The sequence below is a fragment of the Roseateles sp. GW821-FHT09G03 genome, from assembly GCF_059416045.1.
On the sequence record NZ_JBWKOK010000010.1, the window covers coordinates 125,783 to 142,510 of the forward strand.

The following is a 16,728-nucleotide window of genomic DNA, read 5'->3' on the forward strand; positions in this document are numbered from 1 at the left end:
GGGCGGCTTTCTGCATTCTGAAATCGAGGGCTCAGAGGCTGCGGCGCATCAACCGTTCGCGCTTCTGCGCCTGGTCGATGAAGATCTGAAGCGCGCGGGCCGCCGTGGGCGACAAGGAGACGAAGGCGCAGCCGGCATGATGCGGCGCGCCCGTCTCGCTGTCCGACATGTGCTGGATCCGCAGGAGCGTCGAGAAGCTGACTTCGCGCTCCAGTTCCAGCGTGCCGCTGATTTCCTCGCCCGCTTGCGGGACCGGGACCACGTTGGCCGGCCATTGCAGCGCGATGCCGCCGGCGCTCACGTTCATGACGCGCATGCGGGGCAGGTCCGGGTTGGACAGCTTCAGCGCGGGATAGAGCTGACCGGCCGACGCCACCCGGTAGGCCTGACGTCGCTGGAAGCGGTACAGCCGCAGCGGGACCGGGGACCGCAGGACTTCGGCGCCGTCGCCGCGGACGGCCACCAGCCCGGAGACGTCGAACTGCAGCTTGATCTTGTCCAGGAAGGCGGTCGCGACCAGTTCATCGCTCGCCAGCACCGGCGCGAGCGTGTCGCCGACCTGCGGCGCTTCCATCGTCAGCATCCCGTGCGGCGTGTCCAGCGCCCGCAGCACCGTGTGGATGGCTTCGCCCTCCGGCGTCGACAGCTGGATGCGCGCCTGTGACTGCAGCAGTTCGCGCAGCCAGTTCATGATCTCGCCGGGCGCGTCCATCCGGAAATCGGTGTCCGCGGCGTCGGGGGGACTCGGGGGTAGCTTCAGGTCGCTCAAGGCCAATATCCGGCAGGATTCGTTGGAAAAATTCTCTCGCATCCCCAAGGCAAACGCCGCGCCAACCCCATCCGTTCAAGGGGCCGGTCGCGGCGCTGTCGTGAGTCCGGAGCCCGCTCGCGTGATCGATGTCTCGGATCGCGGAGCCGGTCGGCAAGACGATCAGTGGACCGTCTTGGACTTGCCCTTCATCAACTGGTCCAGGTCTTCCAGCCACGGCTCGGCCAGATGGCGGATCTCCGCGTCGTTGACCAGGATGCGCTGCATGATGCGCGTCTTCAGCTGTGCTTCGTCCGGGCCCAGGTTCTGGCTGGCGGCCGCATGCTTGAGTTGCGAGATCAGCAGCACGCAGGCGCCTTCCAGCTTCACCACTTCGTCCCAGTTGCCCGAGCGGGCGGCGCTCAGCATGTCGGCACTGGCTTGTTCGATGGCTTCGTAGTAGCTCAGCAGTTGGGTGCTCATGAGGCGGTCCGGGGTCGGGGCGGCGTGGGCGGCGGAGGTCTGGGGCTTGGCGGTGTACTTGGACATGGAACTTCTCAAGTCGTCAGGCTGAAAGGCTTGGGGGCCGGGGCTCAGGCCGCGGCGCGTTGGTCGGCGGTGGCCGGGGCGATGCTGGCCCAGGCCTCCTTGATCGGCTGCAGCAGCTTCACGCATTCCTCGATCGCGGCGTCGTCGCTGCGCAGGTTCGCGTAAGTCAGCCGGGTGCAGATGTAGGCATACAGATCGCGCAGGTCCAGGGCCAGTTCGCCCGATTCCAGATTCAAGGCCGCTTTCAGGCCTTCGTCCAGGATGCGGACCGCGCGGCTCAGGCTGCGGTTCTTCACTTCGACATTGCCGGAGCGGATCGCGCCGATGGCTTGCGTCATCGAATCGAACGCGCCGTCCAGCAGCAGGCTCACCAGGCGATGCGGCGAGGCCGTCATCACATCCGTTTCCACGCCGACGCGGTTGTACATGCTGCTGGCGCGCTGACCGTGGGAGGCGAAGGGGGAGGAGTTGCCGTACATGATTTGTCGCTGCGGTGTGCTGTAGTGCTTGAATCAGTTTTCGGCCCCCGCCGGCCCAACTTGAGCCTCCCCCGTGTCGAATTTGTCTCGAAATTTTGCTCGCGTGAAGAAAAAGGAAAGCCTCCGTGAGGAGGCTTGTCGGCGCTCTTTTCGAAGCGCCGGAGAAGGGCGGTGGCGACGGCCCAGTTCCGGGCGCGGCCGCCATCCCGGCGTCAGCCGCTGCTGATCATGCTGGTGATCTTGTTGACGTAGCTCTGCAGGTCGTTGAGCTTGGCCATCTGCGTGTCCAGCGCCGTGTACTGCGCGCGCAGGCGTTTCTCGTAGGCGTCGGCGCGGTCGTTGAGCTCGTCGACGCGTTTGCCGTTGGCGGTCACGCGCGATTGCAACCCGGTGGTCCGGGTCGTGATCGAGCCGTCGAATCCGGTCACCTGGTCGGCGAAGGCACGCCAGCGCGTGGCCAGGCCGTTGTTGTTCGCGTCGTTCTTGTCCACGCCCATGAACAGGTTCTTCAGATCGCTCATGCTGCCCAGCGCGCTGGTCAGCTTGGTGTCCGTCACCTTCATCGTGCCGTCCGCGCCGATGTCCACACCGATGTCCGAGAGCCGGCCGAACTGGCCGCCCAGGCTGCTGCCCGAGGCGGTGATGTTGCGCAATTGGCTCTGCAGGCCGACCGCGGTGCTGTCGCCCTGAAGCGTGCCCGCGGTCTTGTTGGCGTCGTCGTACTTGGTGTCGTTGCGCATCAAGGTCATCAGGCTGTTGTACGACGTGACGAAGTCGTTGATCGCCTTCTTGACGCTGTCCTTGTCCTGACCGACGGTGATGGTCGACTGCGCGGGAATGATGGTCGCACCCGTGGAATCCGCCGGGTCCTTCGTGCCGCCCTTGAGCAGGTTGATCGTCAGGCCGTCCACCGCGCCTTCGATGTTGTTCGAGGCAGAACTGATCGCCAGGCCGTTGACCGTGAGGTTGGCGTTCTTGGCCGCGGTGTTCTGCGTCATCGACGTGACCGAGGACGTCGGGTCATACGCCAGCGCGGACAGGCCGCTGGCATCCGAGCCGTTGCCGTCGTCGTCGGCGGTGGTGATGCGGAAGCCGTTCGCCTCGCCGGTGTCCTTGGAACGGATCACCAGACGCTGGCCGTTGGCGTCGGTCACGACCGAAGCGAGCACGCCCGCGCCCGAGCCGTTGATCTTGTCGCGGATGCTGGACAGCGTGTCGGTGGCCGAGATGGAGACGCTCACCGGCGATGCGCCGTTCTTGCTGGTGAAGGTCGAGCTGTCCGAACTCCATTGGCCCAGTTCGATGGTCATCGACCCCGACCCGACCGTCGCGTTGGTCGCGAAGGCTTTGCTCGACAGCGACTGCGGCGACGCGAGGTTGGTGACGCTCAGCGCATAGGAGCCTGCGCCCGAACCGGCGCCGGCGATGACGGTCGCCATGCTCGTGTCGGAGGAGGTGGCGGTCAGCGCGGCCCAGGTACTGGGATTGGCCAGCTTGGCGGCCGCGTCGCGCATCGCGCTGAAGGCGCTCTTGATCTTCCCGTATTCGGAGATCTGCGTCTTGATCGTGTCGGTGCGCGTCTGGAGGTCGGTGATCGGCTGCTTCTCGAGCGAGACCAGCTTCGTGACGATGCTCTCGACGTCCAGGCCGCTGCCGAGACCGGCCGAAGTAATGGATGCCATCGTTCGTACTCCCTGTGACCCTGGCCACTGTTGCCGGATTCCCTCGGCGGAAACCCCATGCGCGACAGGGCCTCGCGTGAACCGCGTGAGGCCCTGTCCTGCATATCGGCGCCCCTCGCACCGACTTTAGGACGGCGACCCGGGGAATCGATTGCGTTTTTCTATCAGCCCTTGAGCAGCGACAGCACCTGCTGCGGCAGCTGGTTCGCTTGCGCGACCATCGCGTTGCCGGCCTGCTGCAGGATCTGCGCGCGACTCAGGTTGGAGGTTTCCACCGCGAAGTCCGCGTCCATGATCCGGCTGCGGGCGGCGGTCTGGTTCTCGTAGGCCACCTGCAGGTTGGAGATCACGGCGTCGAAGCGGTTCTGCGTCGCGCCGAGCGTGGCGCGCTGGCTGTTGACGGTGTCCAGCGCGGTGTCGATGTTGGCCACGACGGTGGCGATGGCCGCCGCGTCCGCCGTGCGGTCGATGACGGCCCGGCCGGTGCCGTTGGCGTCCTGACCCGCGACGTTGGTGATGGTCGCGTCCTCCGACATGTTCGGCGTCGTGACCGTGATCTCGTCGTTGGACGTCGTGTTCGGGCCGACCTGGAAGGTCTGCGGTGTCGACGCGTCCTGGCCGAGGATGTACTTGCCGTTGAAGGTCGTCCCCGCGGTGACGCGCTGGATTTCCTTGGCGAGCTCGCCGAATTCCTTGTCCAGCGAATCCTTGTCGCTGTCCGCGTTGGTCGCGTTGCGGGCCTGGATCGCCAGTTCGCGCATCCGCTGCAGCGAATCGGCCACCTTGCCCAGCGCGCCTTCAGCGGTCTGCGACAGCGAGATGCCGTCGTTGGCGTTGCGCATCGCCACCGTCATGCCGCGAGCTTGCGCGTTCATGCGTTCGGCGATCGCCAGTCCGGCGGCGTCGTCCTTCGCGGAGTTCACCCGCAGGCCCGACGACAGGCGCTGCATCGAGGTCGCCAGCGACGACTGCGACGAGTTCAGATTGCGTTGCGCGTTCAGCGAGGCAATGTTGGTGTTGATGGTCTGTGGCATTGATGCACTCCTGCGGAGATCCTGTCCTGGCTGCGATCCCGGTTAGGTGGGTCGGGTCCCGACCTCACCTGCGGATCCTCGCTGCGCCATCGCAGTCATTGTTTGGATCTGCCGGTTGGACCGGTGGTCGAGCGGTACTACGTGCTCGATGGTTCCCATTGTGCGAAACGTGCATCAACGCCGATTGGCCGATTAGCGGGCGGAAAACCCGCCATTAGCAAACCAATAAAAGAAGGCCCCGCATCGGTCCCGGAGGGGCGATGCGGAGCCTTTGGAGGCCCGGCCACGAAGGCCGGTGCTTGAGGAGTCGACCGATAGAAGAGGGATCAGCTGCGCAGCAGCGACAGCACCTGCTGCGGCAGCTGGTTGGCCTGCGCCACCATCGTGTTGCCGGCCTGCTGCAGGATCTGCGCGCGGCTCAGGTTGGCGGTTTCCGCGGCGAAGTCGGCGTCCATGATGCGGCTGCGGGCGGCGGTCTGGTTCTCCACCGAGACCGACAGGTTGGAGATGATCGCGTCGAAGCGGTTCTGCGAGGCGCCCAGGATCGCGCGCTGGCCGCTGACCGTGGTGATGGCCGCGTCGATGTTGTCGATGACGGTCTTGAGCGTGTCAGGCGTCGAGGCGTTGTCGATCACGCCACCGGTCACGGCGGTGATCGTCGCGTCATTGGTCATGTTGTTGGTGATCACGTCGACCGAGTCGTTGGCGCTGGTGTTGGCACCGATCTGGAAGGTCTGCGTGCCGGCGTCATCACCCAGGATGGACTTGCCGTTGAAGGTCGTGCCGCCGATGACGCGGCCGATTTCCTGACCCAGCTGGGCGTATTCCTTGCCGATCGAATCCAGGTCGGAGGTCGTGTTCGTCGCGTTGCGCGCCTGCACCGCCAGTTCACGCATGCGCTGCAGCGAGTCGCCCACCTTGGACAGCGCGCCTTCAGCGGTCTGCGCCAGGGAGATGCCGTCGTTGGCATTGCGCACCGCGACGTTCATGCCACGGACCTGGGCGTTCATGCGCTCGGCGATCGCCAGGCCGGCGGCGTCATCCTTGGCGGAGTTGACGCGCATCCCCGAGGACAGGCGCTGCATCGAGATCGACAGCGACGACTGCGAGGACGACAGGTTGCGCTGGGCGTTGAGCGATTGCAGGTTGGTGTTGATGATCTGAGCCATGATCCATTCCTTTAAATTTCAAAGACCTTCTGCGGTCTCGGCGGACGGTTGAATAATCGTCCGACTGAGCCGGACCACGCGGCCCATGCTGTTGAATTGCGGACCCGTTGATGCAGTTATCGGGCCGCGTAGGAATGGACTTGAGGCCTTCTTCAAAAGAAAGCGTGTAACGGCCCTTGACGGCCGTGATGGAGTGGCGGGGAGCCACTGGGCGTGCGCTTGCGGCGCGCCTTGTTGAAGACAGCCTTCGAGAGGCCTGGCGCGGGCTCTCCACGGGGCATGGGGCCTCGCGTCCGCGAACCCCAAGCCCCATTCCGGCCCCACCCTCGCTCGCTGACTTCTCTTTCACCACCACCACCGGAGCGATGGGGAAAGAGAAGGGGACCGCGTCCCCTTCGAGGGTCCTGGCACCCGCTGACGTGTGAGCGTCGGCGGGTGACCTCTTCCTTCTCTTCCGTCTATCAGCGCAGCAGGGCCAGCACTTGCTGGGGCGCCTGGTTGGCCTGCGCAATCATCGCGTTGCCGGCCTGTTGCAGGATCTGCGCACGGCTCAGGTTGGCGGTTTCCGAAGCGAAGTCGGCATCCATGATCCGGCTGCGGGCAGCGGTCTGGTTCTCGACCGAGATCTGCAGGTTCGACACGATCGCGTCGAAACGGTTCTGCGAGGCACCCAGCTTCGAACGTTCGCCCGAGACCGTCTTGATCGCCGAGTCGATGTTGTCGATCACGGTGGCCAGGTCGCTGGTCGAGGAGGCGTTGGTGATCGCGCCGCTCGTCACGCCGGTGATGGTCGTGTCGGTGGTCATGTTGGTCGTCGTGACGTCGACCGAGTCGTTGGTCGTCGTGTTGGCGCCGATCTGGAAGGTCTGCGTGCCGGAGTCGCCGGCCAGGATGGCGCGGCCGTTGAAGGTCGTGCCGCCCAGGACGCGCTGGATTTCAGAACCCAGCTGGGCATATTCCTGACCGATCGAGTCCAGGTCGGTGGTCGTGTTGGTCGCGTTGCGAGCCTGGACCGCCAGTTCACGCATGCGTTGCAGCGAGTCGCCCACCTTGGACAGCGCGCCTTCAGCGGTCTGCGCCAGGGAGATGCCGTCGTTGGCGTTGCGCTGGGCGACGTTCATGCCGCGGACTTGCGAGTTCATGCGGTCGGCGATCGCCAGGCCGGCAGCGTCGTCCTTGGCGGAGTTGACGCGCAGACCCGAAGACAGGCGTTGCATCGACGTGGCCAACGAGGTGGCGCTGGTGCTGGTGTTGCGCTGGGCGTTGAGCGACAGCAGGTTGGTGTTGATGACTTGGGCCATGATTGCTCCTAACAGCTATACGTAAATACCGGCAAAAGCGCCGAACCACACATGAGCGCCTGAGTCCTCCGATCCTCCGGCCCGCCGTGAGGCGAACCGGCCGAGGATCTCGGATGCTCCTGCTGAACCGCCCGGGCCATTTCCCGGTTCGGTCCCAGTCCGACGCTAGTCAACCGTTGCCGTCCCACCCCTCATCGGAAGCCAAGAACGTCAGGCCTTCTAACCGGACCACGTGCCGCCTGCCTGCTTCGACCTGCCAGCAAGACTGCTTGTCTTTGCTTGCCTGTCGCTGCATTCAGCAGCCCCGTTGAGTTGGTTATCGGGCCCCTCTCCTTAGAACTTGAGGGCAATTTGTCAAGACTTGTGATCCGTGGATAAGCAGGCCTTGCAACGTGTTGTTTGTCGTTTGACTTCGACCCGGACTCGTGCCCGGGTGTCGGTCTGGCGACGGACATGGGGGTAACTACGGCCTGAATGAGCCAGGATTGAGGGGGAGTTCCAGCGCTTTTCGTGTGCTCGATCACGGGGGTGGCCCCCTAAAGTGCTTCCTGGCGATGCCGACAGGCGGGATCGCCGCATCCGCCACCTTCGCCGGGACCGGTCTCGGCTAGAGACCGGACTCGATCGACGAGTCCCAACGACCATGGAGAGGTCTATGCCACTGCAAGCGCAAACCGAGGCACGGTCCACCGTGTCGATGATCGACGCGTCGATCGATGAACAATTTCACGGAAAGATCCGCCCGGGATCCAGCGAGGCTCGCCTGCTGCTGGCCCAGGCGCGCAACGCCGCCTATGCGCAGGCCGCGCAGGGGCGCATCGGCGACGGGGTCGCGCTGCTCTACAACGCGCTGGAAATGGCGCCGATGAGCGTCGACCTGCTGTCCGACGTCGGCGCGCTGCTGCTGGCCGCGGGCCAACTGAGCGACGCCGCGCTGTATGCGCATCGTGCGGTCGAGCTGTCGCCGCAGCATGCGCCTTCCCTCTACACCCTCGGCTTCGCGCTGTCGGGTCTGGGCGAGGTGAAGGCGGCCATCGAGGTGTTGAGCATCCTCAATGAAGGCCAGGCGCTCGAGATGCTGCGCCGCGATTCGCCGGAACTGATGGCGATCGTCGACTCCGAACTGCTGCGCCTGCAAGCCGCCTGAGCGGTCGACGATCCGTCGCCGCCGAGATGGCCTGACAGGCTGTCTCCCTGAAAAACCGCCGCCGAGCCCGCAACCACGGGTTTCGTCCGGCGGTTTTCTCTTTGGGCCCTGTCAACGTGTAGGAATCAGGCTGACAAGGCGGTCGTCCCGCTCCCTAGCCTGTCTCTGGCGCCAGCCTGATGTTGCGCGAATGGGTGTTTCTTCAGAATTCATTCCATCGCAGCAACGCCACCCACCAGGAGCCACCAGATGAACAGCGACCAGATCCTTGCCGAGATCCGCGAAGCCAACCTGTCGTACCTGATGCTGGCTCAGAGCCTGATCCGTACGGACCGGGAACAAGCGCTGTACCGCCTGGGTATCTCGGAAGAGACCGCGACGCTGCTGAATACGCTGAGCCCGGCGCAGATGATGAAGATGGCTTCCGGCAACACGCTGCTGTGCCGCTTCCGCATGGACGACGACCTGGTGTGGGGCCTGCTGACCTCGCACGGCAAGCCGGCCGCCAACGACAGCGTGTCCCGTCTGCATGCCTCCATCCTGATGGCCGGCAGGCACCAGGAAGCCGCTGCCTGACCCAGAAGATTCAGGCAACTGCCCCAGGCAGAGAATTTGCCGCCCGAGAACATCCGAACGCCACCGGAGCACCCCATGCGCACCAAGTCCATCCTGACCGAAGCCAAGCAGATCGATCGCGCCGTGACGTTGATCAAGCTGGGCGCGCGCCTGCAAGTGCTGGAATCGGAAACGGACCTGAGCTACGAGCGTCTGCTGCGCCTGTACAAGGAAGTCTCGGGCAAGAGCCCGAGCAAGGGTCAGCTGCCGTTCTCGACGGACTGGTTCATGACCTGGCAGCCCAACATCCACGCCAGTCTGTTCCTGAACATCCACGAGTACCTGAACAAGGTCGCCGAGATGGACGAGATCGACGTCGTCATCAAGGCCTATCAGCTGTACCAGGAGCAGACCGCTGCGCAGAACCTGGAGCAGCTGCTGTCGGTCACCCGTGCCTGGCGCCTGGTGAAGTTCGTGGACAACGGCATGCTGACGATGACCAAGTGCAGCAAGTGCGGCGGCCACTTCGTGACCCACCCGCACGAGGTCGCCAAGCATTACGTCTGCGGCCTGTGCAACCCCCCGGCACGCGCCGGCAAGGGCAAGGCGGCCGGCGGCATCCAGATGCATTGAGTCCTTCGAGTCAGGACGCCTCCCTCGAATGTCTACCCGCTGGCGCAGTTGCCTGGTCGTCATCGTCCGCAATGAAGCGGCGACGATCTCGAGGTTGCTGGCCAGCGTTCGTCCGTTCGTGGACGATCTGCTGGTGATGGACACCGGGTCCACCGACGACACCGTCCGACTGGCTGAAGCCGGGGGCGCCCGGGTCGCGCATTTCCCCTGGATCGACGATTTCGCCGCCGCGCGCAACGCCGCGCTCGAGGCGGCAGGCGCCGACTGGCACATCGTGCTCGACGCCGATGAATGGCTGATCGGGGAGGGCAGTGGTGCGGAACTCGAAGCACTGCGCACCACCGCCCCCGACTTCGTCGGCACGATCGCGCTTCAGGACCACTTCGAGGGCGGCACTGCGCAATCGCGCCTCAGCCGGGTGCTGCCGGGGCATGTCCGCTACGCCGGCCGCATCCACGAACAGCCCTTGCATGAACTGCCCGTTCGATCGCTTGATATCCACGTCGCGCACGACGGCTATCTGCCCGAACGGCTTCACGTGAAGCAGGGACGCAATGAGCAGTTGCTGCGCGCGGCGGTCGATGAGGATCCTGGCAATCCGTACCTCTGGTATCAGTTGGGCAAGGACTTTTCGGTGTACGACCGCTTCGCGGATGCGGAGGCAGCGTTCGCGAATGCAGTCCACCGCTTGAACGCCTTGGCCGTATTGCCCTCATGGTGGAACGATCTGGTCGCGAGAAGACTCTTCGGCCTGAAGTCGCTCAAGCGCCATGCCGAGGGGATGGTCTTCGCCGAAACGCAATTGCACGGATGCGCGGATTCGCCGGACTTCTTCTTTGCGCTGGGTGATCTGCTGCTGGACTGGGCGGCGGACGAGCCGCAGCAGGCGGATACCTTGATCCCGATGATCGAAGACGCCTGGCGTCGCTGCCTCGAGATCGGTGAGCGGCCGGACCAGCCTGGCGCGGTCGAGGGGCGGGGCAGCCGCCTGGCGGCCTACAACCTTGCCTTGGTCCTGGACGCCACCGGGCGTCCAGAGGAGGCGAGGACATTGCGCGAGGCGCGGTGATCCCTCAAAAAGCAGCGCCGGGATGGCGCTGATCTGGCATCTTGTAGGAATTCATCTGACAAGCGCGTCGGCGCGCTCCCTAACCCGGAGATGGAAGCGACCTGATGTTGCTGACGTGTCGTGATCTCTACAGTTCGTCTCACGCTGAAACGAAACGACATCAGCACCCAACACCCAGGAGCCGAACGATGAACGCCGACCAAATCCTCGCCGAGATCCGCGAAGCCAACCTGTCGTACCTGATGCTGGCCCAGAGCCTGATCCGTGCCGACCGCGAACAAGCGCTGTACCGCCTCGGCATTTCGGAAGAGACTGCGACGCTGCTGAACACCTTGAGCGCTGCCCAGATGCTGAAGATCGCCTCGGGCAACACGCTGCTGTGCCGCTTCCGCATGGACGACGACCTGGTGTGGGGCCTGCTGACCTCGCACGGCAAGCCGGCCGCCAACGACAGCGTGTCCCGTCTGCATGCCTCCATCCTGATGGCTGGACGTCATCAGGAAGCCGCCTGAGTCATATCGAAGCCCCTTGCGTCAACTGAAGCTGAACTGAAGCCGGAGACACCGACATGCGCACCAAGTCCATCCTGACCGAAGCCAAGCAGATCGATCGTGCGGTGACGCTGATCCACCTGGGCGCGCGCCTGCAGGTGCTGGAGTCGGAAACGGACCTGAGCTACGAGCGTCTGCTGCGCCTGTACAAGGAAGTCTCGGGCAAGAGCCCCAGCAAGGGCCAGCTGCCGTTCTCGACGGACTGGTTCATGACCTGGCAGCCCAACATCCATGCCAGCCTGTTCCTCAACATCCACGAGTACCTGAACAAGGTCGCCGAGATGGACGAGATCGACGTCGTCATCAAGGCCTATCAGCTGTACCAGGAGCAGACCGCGGCGCAGAACCTGGAGCAGTTGCTGTCGGTCACCCGTGCCTGGCGCCTGGTGAAGTTCGTGGACAACGGCATGCTGACGATGACCAAGTGCAGCAAGTGCGGCGGCCACTTCGTGACCCACCCGCACGAGGTCGCCAAGCATTACGTCTGCGGCCTGTGCAACCCCCCGGCACGCGCCGGCAAGGGCAAGGCGGCCGGCGGCATCCAGATGCATTGAGGGCGCCGTCATGGCCGCCCGACTCCCCCACGCCGCTTCTGGAGACGCTCCCTCCGCGCTGCGCTGGCCGACGCTGGCGCTGCTGAGCTGGGGCGCCTGTTTTGCCGTCTGGCGACTGTTCGGACCCGACTGGCCGGCGGCGATCGTCGCCTCGGGCCTTGGGCTGATCCTCGCCGGGCTCCATCGGCAGACCTGGCGCCGGATGATCGTCGCCGGCGGCTTTCCGATGGCCTTGCTCTTCACGGGCACCGATCTGCCGGCCTGGATCTGGCTGATCCCGCTGGCTGTTCTGGTGCTGGCCTATCCGCGCCGCGGCTGGAGCGACGCTCCGTTGTTCCCGACACCTCACGACGCGCTGCGCGCGCTCCCCGAGCGTGTGAAGCTGCACGAGGGCGCCCGTGTGCTGGACGCCGGCTGCGGACTAGGCGACGGATTGGTGGCCCTTCGCCGCGCTTATCCGGGCGTGCGTTTCGCGGGCATTGAATACAGTGGCTTCCTGTGGCTGCTGGCCCGCCTGCGTTGCCCCTGGGCCGACATCGCCCGGGGCGACCTGTGGGCCCAGTCGTGGCGCGAGACGGACCTGGTCTACCTCTTCCAGAGACCCGAGTCGATGCCGCGCGCGCTGGACAAGGCGCGTACGGAAATGCGGCCGGGCAGTTGGCTGGTCAGCCTCGATTTCCCGCTGCCGGGACAACCCGTCTTCGCACAGTTGGACACCGGCACCCGCCACCAGCTTTACGTCTACCGGGTGCGAGACCTTCAGGCCTGAGGCTGGCGGGACACGCTCCGCCGATTTCGAACGACACAAGACAGCGACGCCCGACCGGCGCCCGCGCAGGAAACCAGCCGTCACAGGCCGGACTCAAGCGAGCGGAGAGCCGGTCGATAAGGGATGAGATGGCCCGGACCGCGAGGGGACGCGGCGGCAACTTCAGGACGGAACGAATTCCATGTTTGTCATCATCGGTTGGCTGCTGGCACTGGCCTGCATCTTCGGCGTGTTCATCGCGCACGGAGGCAACATCAGCGTGGTGCTGCACGCGCTGCCGTTCGAGATGACCACCATCTTCGGCGCGGCGATCGGCGGCATGCTCGCCACGAACCCGCCCAAGGTCATGAAGGCCACCATGAAGGGCCTGGGTGACTGCTTCAAGGGCAGCAAGTACACCAAGGCGCGCTACATGGAGCTGCTGGCGCTGCTCTACGACATCCTGCAGAAGGCGCGCAAGGAAGGCCTGATGTCCATCGAAAAGGACGTCGAGGATCCGCACAGCTCGCCGCTGTTCCAGAAATACCCGACGGTGGGCAACGACCACCACGTCACCGAGTTCATCACCGACTACCTTCGGATGATGGTCTCCGGCAACCTGAACGCGCACGAGATCGAGTCCCTGATGGACGCCGAGATCGATACGCATCACCACGAAGCTTTCCTTGCCGTGATTGCGTTGCAGCGCCTGGCGGGTGGCCTGCCGGCCTTCGGCATCGTGGCCGCGGTGCTGGGCGTGGTGAACACCATGGGCTCGGTCGGCCAGCCGCCGGCAGTGCTGGGCGGGATGATCGGCTCGGCGCTGGTTGGCACCTTCCTCGGGATTCTTCTGGCCTACGCTTTCGCCGAGCCGCTGGCCGGCGCGCTGGAAGCCAAGGTCGACGAGGCCGGCAAGGAACTCCAATGCATCAAGACCACGCTGCTGGCCTCGATGCAGGGCTACGCGCCTCAGGTGGCGATCGAATTCGGACGAAAGGTGCTGTACTCGACCGAGCGCCCGACCTTCGCCGAGCTCGAAGGCCATGTGAAGAAGAAGTGAACGGAGTGAATCACCATGGCCGGTGACGCCAAGAAGCTCCAGCCCATCATCATCAAGCGCGTCAAGAAGGGCGGCCATGCCGCCCACGGCGGCGCGTGGAAGATCGCGTACGCCGACTTCGTGACGGCGATGATGGCCTTCTTCCTGCTGATGTGGCTGCTCGGCTCGACGACCGAGGGCGACAAGAAGGGCATCGCGGACTATTTCGCCTCGCCGTTGAAGGTGGCGATGTTCGGCGGTTCGGGTTCGGGCGACGCCTCTCACATCATCAAGGGCGGCGGTCAGGACCTGACGCGCCAGACCGGCCAGGTGAAGGCCGGCGACGTCGAATCTCCTCGGAAAACCATCAACCTGAAGGCTCTCAAGGAAGAGCAGCGGCGGGCGGAGCGCGTACGACTGCAGCAGTTGAAGGACAAGGTCGAGAAAATCATCGCCGAGAACCCAAAAATTGCGGCATTAGGTGGACAAATCCGGCTGGACATGACACGCGAGGGCTTGCGGATTCAAATCGTGGACGAGAATAATCGTCCGATGTTTGACAGCGGCAGCGCGGTGGTGAAACCGTATATGCGCGAGTTGCTGCAGGAACTCGGCAACGTGTTGTCCGAGGTGCCCAACCGGCTGACGCTGGAAGGACATACGGATTCACAGCCGTTTTCTGCAGGCGAGCGCGGATACAGCAACTGGGAACTGTCGGCGGACCGGGCCAATGCCTCGCGGCGCGAGCTGGTGGCGGGCGGTTTGCCGGATGCCCGGGTCCTTCGCGTGCAGGGGTTGGCGTCGAGCAAGTTGCTCGACACGAAAGACCCCAAGGCCCAAGTCAACCGCCGCATCAGCATCATCGTGATGAATCGCGATGCCGAGGATGCGGTGCTGAAGAACCTGCCCGACGAGGACGAGGACGCTTCAGACCCCGCGGCAAGTGCGCCGCAGGCCTCAAGTTCCGCGCCCTTGGGCCGATAACGTTCCGGATCGACGGTCTGTCATCTATAACCAGATCTCGCCTTAAGCCCTCCAGTCCCCTCAGAGGAACGCCATGAGCACTGACATGAAATTCTTGATCGTCGACGACTTCTCGACCATGCGCCGCATCGTGCGCGGTCTGCTGAAGGAGATCGGCTACAACAACGCCGAAGAGGCGGAAGACGGCGTCGAGGCCCTGAGCATGCTGAAACAGGCGAAATACGATTTCGTCGTCAGCGACATCAACATGCCCAACATGAATGGCTTCGAGCTGCTCAAGGCCATCAAGGAAGACGCCACGCTGAAGCACCTCCCGGTGCTGATGGTGACGGCGGAAGCCCGCAAGGAAGACATCGTCCTGGCCGCGCAAAGCGGTGCGGCGGGCTACATCGTGAAGCCATTCACGAAGGCCACGCTGGAGGAGAAGGTCCTGAAGATCATGCAGAAGCTGGCCGCTGCGGCCTGACGCTGGGAGTCCCACCATGCAGATGGAAGAGCTGGCCAAACTGACCTCGCAATCCAACGAGCCGCTGACGGTCTCGCCCGAGGTGTTCCAACAGATCGGCACGATCACGCGCGTGCTGCACGACACGATGCAGCAGCTGGGCGTGATGCCCAAGCTGCAGGTGGCGACCGACGGTCTGCCCGATGCGCGCAGCCGCCTGACCTACATCGCCAACAAGACCGCCGACGCCGCCAACAAGGTGCTGAACTCGGTCGACCAGGCCAAGGCCGAGCACGCCAAGATCACCGAAGCCGCCAATGCGATGGCCCAGGCGATTACCGCGGACCCGGTTCGCGCGGTGGCGTCGGGCGCGGTGTTGAACTTCGTCAAGGAGGTCGAGTCTTCGACCACGAAGATCGACACGCACCTGACCGACATCATGCTGTCGCAGGACTTCCATGACCTGACCGGCCAGGTGGTTGCCAAGGTGGTGACGCTGGCCAATGACCTGGAAGATTCGCTGGTGAAGCTGCTGGTTTCGGTGGTCCCGCCGGAACAGCGCGAAAAGGTCGATCCGAGCATCCTGCAAGGTCCGGTCGTGAATCCGGAAGGCCGCGCCGACGTGGTGGCCAACCAGTCCGAAGTGGACGATCTGCTGGCCTCGCTGGGCTTCTGATCTTTCGAAGCCGGCCTCGCCGCAACGAAACCCGCGCCTTGGCGCGGGTTTCCGCTTTGGGGGGCCGCGTGTTTTGAAGTCCGGCTGATTTCAGGCCCTTATCCGGCTAAAGCGAAACCCCCTCCGGCCGAACAATGGCGGGGCCACGGCATAGGGCCGTGACCACCCATGGCCGATCAAGACGCACAAGACCGCAACTTACCCGCCTCGCAGAAAAAGATCGAAAGATCGCGCAAGGAGGGTCAACTGCCGCGCTCCCGGGACCTGCCGCATTTCGCGGTGATGGCCACGGGCGGCGCCTTGTTCGCGACCTCGACGCCGTACGCGGTCGAAACCCTGCAGCGCATGCTTGAAGGGGCACTGCGTTTCGATGCCGAACAGCTGCGCAGCGCCGGCATGATGACCGAGCGCCTGTCCACGCTGACCTGGCAGGGCTTCATGCTGGGCCTGCCGGCGCTGATCATCCTGGCGCTGGCCGCGATCGCGGCCCACATCGCTTCGGGCGGCTGGAACTTCACGATGAAGCCGCTGGCGCCGAAGTTCTCCAACCTCAATCCGATCACCGGGTTCGGCAAGCTGTTCCAGATGCAGAACCTGACCACGGCGCTCAAAGCCGTGGCGCTGTCGCTGGTGCTGGGCGTCGTCGGCGCGATGGCGCTGAAGGACCGCATTGCCGGCTTCATCGGGATCATGTCGGTGCCGCTGCCGGCGGCGCTGGCCTTCGCGGGCAAGCAGCTGATGGGCGGCCTGATGATGCTGGGCCTGTGCCTGGCGCTGTTCGCAGTCATCGACGTTCCGCTGCAGCGCTTCCAGTACCTCAAGCGGCTGAAGATGTCCCGCGAGGAAGCCAAGAACGAGCTCAAGGAAGCCGAAGGCAACCTCGAGATGAAGCACAAGATGCGCGCCAAGGCGCGGGAACTGGTGAAGCGCCGGATGCTGGCGGCGGTTCCGAAGGCGGACCTGGTCGTGATGAACCCGACCCACTATGCGGTCGCGATCGCCTACGACGAAACCAAGTTCGGCGCGCCGCGCGTCGTGGCCAAGGGCCTGGACCTGCTCGCGTTCAAGATCCGCGACATCGCCAAGGAAAACAAGGTCCCCGTCCTGCAGGCGCCGGCGCTGGCCCGTGCCTTGTACGCCCACGCCGAGCTGGACCGGGAGATCCCCGGCGCGCTCTTCGGCGCCGTGGCGCAGGTGCTGGCGTACGTGTACCAGCTGAAGGCCGCGCTGAAGGGGCAGGGCGCCTCGCCGCAGGCCGTGCCGAACCCACCGGTGCCGGACGAGCTCGACCCGCACAAGAAGCCGGGCTGGACACCGCCGGAAGAGGAGCTGGACGACCAGTTCCCCGAGGGCAACCCCGCCTGA

19 protein-coding genes are annotated in these 16,728 nt (G+C 64.7%); 12 read left to right on the plus strand and 7 right to left on the minus strand.

The window, feature by feature from the left end; translation table 11 throughout:
• Nucleotides 1-31: 31 nt before the first annotated feature.
• The 7 genes from AC07OZ_RS27265 to AC07OZ_RS27295 form a co-directional block, all read right to left on the minus strand.
• Nucleotides 32-769 (minus strand): flagellar brake protein, encoded by a 738-nt coding sequence (locus tag AC07OZ_RS27265; RefSeq protein WP_495470172.1) that lies wholly within the window; start codon nucleotides 767-769, stop codon nucleotides 32-34.
• Nucleotides 770-931: 162 nt separating this feature from the next.
• Nucleotides 932-1,231 (minus strand): flagellar protein FliT, encoded by a 300-nt coding sequence (locus AC07OZ_RS27270; protein WP_088403911.1) that lies wholly within the window; start codon nucleotides 1,229-1,231, stop codon nucleotides 932-934.
• Nucleotides 1,232-1,341: 110 nt separating this feature from the next.
• Nucleotides 1,342-1,776 (minus strand): flagellar export chaperone FliS, encoded by a 435-nt coding sequence (gene fliS / locus AC07OZ_RS27275; RefSeq protein WP_431263284.1) that lies wholly within the window; start codon nucleotides 1,774-1,776, stop codon nucleotides 1,342-1,344.
• A gap of 212 nt (nucleotides 1,777-1,988) precedes the next feature.
• Nucleotides 1,989-3,458 carry a flagellar filament capping protein FliD gene (fliD, locus tag AC07OZ_RS27280; protein ID WP_495470173.1) on the minus strand — a complete coding sequence of 490 codons (1,470 nt, stop codon included), beginning with the start codon at nucleotides 3,456-3,458 and terminating at the stop codon, nucleotides 1,989-1,991.
• A 164-nt stretch (nucleotides 3,459-3,622) separates the two neighbouring features.
• Nucleotides 3,623-4,492: a flagellin N-terminal helical domain-containing protein gene (locus AC07OZ_RS27285; RefSeq protein ID WP_495470174.1), complete on the minus strand. Its 870-nt coding sequence runs from the start codon at nucleotides 4,490-4,492 to the stop codon at nucleotides 3,623-3,625.
• Nucleotides 4,493-4,818: 326 nt separating this feature from the next.
• Nucleotides 4,819-5,661 (minus strand): flagellin N-terminal helical domain-containing protein, encoded by an 843-nt coding sequence (locus AC07OZ_RS27290; protein ID WP_495470175.1) that lies wholly within the window; start codon nucleotides 5,659-5,661, stop codon nucleotides 4,819-4,821.
• A 461-nt stretch (nucleotides 5,662-6,122) separates the two neighbouring features.
• A complete protein-coding gene (locus tag AC07OZ_RS27295) occupies nucleotides 6,123-6,962 on the minus strand; it encodes a flagellin N-terminal helical domain-containing protein (RefSeq protein ID WP_495470176.1) in 840 nt (279 codons plus the stop codon).
• 655 nt (nucleotides 6,963-7,617) lie between these two features.
• On the opposite strand from AC07OZ_RS27295, the gene AC07OZ_RS27300 reads away from it, so the two are divergent.
• The 12 genes from AC07OZ_RS27300 to AC07OZ_RS27355 all read left to right on the plus strand — a co-directional run bounded on the left by AC07OZ_RS27300 (nucleotide 7,618) and on the right by AC07OZ_RS27355 (nucleotide 16,728).
• Nucleotides 7,618-8,109 carry a tetratricopeptide repeat protein gene (locus AC07OZ_RS27300; RefSeq protein ID WP_495470177.1) on the plus strand — a complete coding sequence of 164 codons (492 nt, stop codon included), beginning with the start codon at nucleotides 7,618-7,620 and terminating at the stop codon, nucleotides 8,107-8,109.
• 249 nt (nucleotides 8,110-8,358) lie between these two features.
• Nucleotides 8,359-8,685 (plus strand): flagellar transcriptional regulator FlhD, encoded by a 327-nt coding sequence (flhD, locus tag AC07OZ_RS27305; RefSeq protein WP_067276165.1) that lies wholly within the window; start codon nucleotides 8,359-8,361, stop codon nucleotides 8,683-8,685.
• Between the two features lie 75 nt (nucleotides 8,686-8,760).
• Nucleotides 8,761-9,297, plus strand: a complete 537-nt coding sequence (gene flhC, locus AC07OZ_RS27310; protein WP_088403400.1) for a flagellar transcriptional regulator FlhC — start codon at nucleotides 8,761-8,763, stop codon at nucleotides 9,295-9,297.
• 28 nt (nucleotides 9,298-9,325) lie between these two features.
• A complete protein-coding gene (locus tag AC07OZ_RS27315) occupies nucleotides 9,326-10,366 on the plus strand; it encodes a glycosyltransferase (RefSeq protein ID WP_495470178.1) in 1,041 nt (346 codons plus the stop codon).
• 188 nt (nucleotides 10,367-10,554) lie between these two features.
• Nucleotides 10,555-10,878, plus strand: coding sequence for a flagellar transcriptional regulator FlhD (gene flhD / locus AC07OZ_RS27320; RefSeq protein ID WP_067276158.1), 324 nt, complete (start codon nucleotides 10,555-10,557; stop codon nucleotides 10,876-10,878).
• Between the two features lie 56 nt (nucleotides 10,879-10,934).
• Nucleotides 10,935-11,471 (plus strand): flagellar transcriptional regulator FlhC, encoded by a 537-nt coding sequence (gene flhC, locus AC07OZ_RS27325; protein ID WP_067276156.1) that lies wholly within the window; start codon nucleotides 10,935-10,937, stop codon nucleotides 11,469-11,471.
• 10 nt (nucleotides 11,472-11,481) lie between these two features.
• Nucleotides 11,482-12,240 carry a class I SAM-dependent methyltransferase gene (locus AC07OZ_RS27330; protein ID WP_495470179.1) on the plus strand — a complete coding sequence of 253 codons (759 nt, stop codon included), beginning with the start codon at nucleotides 11,482-11,484 and terminating at the stop codon, nucleotides 12,238-12,240.
• A 181-nt stretch (nucleotides 12,241-12,421) separates the two neighbouring features.
• Complete coding sequence (motA, locus tag AC07OZ_RS27335; RefSeq protein ID WP_088403404.1) at nucleotides 12,422-13,279, plus strand: flagellar motor stator protein MotA; 858 nt, start codon at nucleotides 12,422-12,424, stop codon at nucleotides 13,277-13,279.
• Nucleotides 13,280-13,294: 15 nt separating this feature from the next.
• A complete protein-coding gene (gene motB, locus AC07OZ_RS27340; RefSeq protein ID WP_495470180.1) occupies nucleotides 13,295-14,242 on the plus strand; it encodes a flagellar motor protein MotB in 948 nt (315 codons plus the stop codon).
• Nucleotides 14,243-14,315: 73 nt separating this feature from the next.
• Nucleotides 14,316-14,708 (plus strand): chemotaxis response regulator CheY, encoded by a 393-nt coding sequence (cheY, locus tag AC07OZ_RS27345; protein WP_067276146.1) that lies wholly within the window; start codon nucleotides 14,316-14,318, stop codon nucleotides 14,706-14,708.
• A 16-nt stretch (nucleotides 14,709-14,724) separates the two neighbouring features.
• On the plus strand, nucleotides 14,725-15,363 hold the full coding sequence (locus AC07OZ_RS27350) for a protein phosphatase CheZ (RefSeq protein ID WP_421033191.1): 639 nt from the start codon (nucleotides 14,725-14,727) through the stop codon (nucleotides 15,361-15,363).
• A 168-nt stretch (nucleotides 15,364-15,531) separates the two neighbouring features.
• On the plus strand, nucleotides 15,532-16,728 hold the full coding sequence (locus AC07OZ_RS27355; protein ID WP_495470181.1) for an EscU/YscU/HrcU family type III secretion system export apparatus switch protein: 1,197 nt from the start codon (nucleotides 15,532-15,534) through the stop codon (nucleotides 16,726-16,728).

Bases quoted from the DNA above. Each gene is read 5' to 3' on its own strand.
- AC07OZ_RS27270 (WP_088403911.1), bottom strand. From the start codon at position 1,231: ATGAGCACCCAACTGCTGAGCTACTACGAAGCCATCGAACAAGCCAGT.
- fliS (WP_431263284.1), bottom strand. From the start codon at position 1,776: ATGTACGGCAACTCCTCCCCCTTCGCCTCCCACGGTCAGCGCGCCAGC.
- fliD (WP_495470173.1), bottom strand. From the start codon at position 3,458: ATGGCATCCATTACTTCGGCCGGTCTCGGCAGCGGCCTGGACGTCGAG.
- AC07OZ_RS27285 (WP_495470174.1), bottom strand. From the start codon at position 4,492: ATGCCACAGACCATCAACACCAACATTGCCTCGCTGAACGCGCAACGC.
- AC07OZ_RS27290 (WP_495470175.1), bottom strand. From the start codon at position 5,661: ATGGCTCAGATCATCAACACCAACCTGCAATCGCTCAACGCCCAGCGC.
- AC07OZ_RS27295 (WP_495470176.1), bottom strand. From the start codon at position 6,962: ATGGCCCAAGTCATCAACACCAACCTGCTGTCGCTCAACGCCCAGCGC.
- AC07OZ_RS27300 (WP_495470177.1), top strand. From the start codon at position 7,618: ATGCCACTGCAAGCGCAAACCGAGGCACGGTCCACCGTGTCGATGATC.
- flhD (WP_067276165.1), top strand. From the start codon at position 8,359: ATGAACAGCGACCAGATCCTTGCCGAGATCCGCGAAGCCAACCTGTCG.
- flhC (WP_088403400.1), top strand. From the start codon at position 8,761: ATGCGCACCAAGTCCATCCTGACCGAAGCCAAGCAGATCGATCGCGCC.
- AC07OZ_RS27315 (WP_495470178.1), top strand. From the start codon at position 9,326: ATGTCTACCCGCTGGCGCAGTTGCCTGGTCGTCATCGTCCGCAATGAA.
- flhD (WP_067276158.1), top strand. From the start codon at position 10,555: ATGAACGCCGACCAAATCCTCGCCGAGATCCGCGAAGCCAACCTGTCG.
- flhC (WP_067276156.1), top strand. From the start codon at position 10,935: ATGCGCACCAAGTCCATCCTGACCGAAGCCAAGCAGATCGATCGTGCG.
- AC07OZ_RS27330 (WP_495470179.1), top strand. From the start codon at position 11,482: ATGGCCGCCCGACTCCCCCACGCCGCTTCTGGAGACGCTCCCTCCGCG.
- motA (WP_088403404.1), top strand. From the start codon at position 12,422: ATGTTTGTCATCATCGGTTGGCTGCTGGCACTGGCCTGCATCTTCGGC.
- motB (WP_495470180.1), top strand. From the start codon at position 13,295: ATGGCCGGTGACGCCAAGAAGCTCCAGCCCATCATCATCAAGCGCGTC.
- cheY (WP_067276146.1), top strand. From the start codon at position 14,316: ATGAGCACTGACATGAAATTCTTGATCGTCGACGACTTCTCGACCATG.
- AC07OZ_RS27350 (WP_421033191.1), top strand. From the start codon at position 14,725: ATGCAGATGGAAGAGCTGGCCAAACTGACCTCGCAATCCAACGAGCCG.
- AC07OZ_RS27355 (WP_495470181.1), top strand. From the start codon at position 15,532: ATGGCCGATCAAGACGCACAAGACCGCAACTTACCCGCCTCGCAGAAA.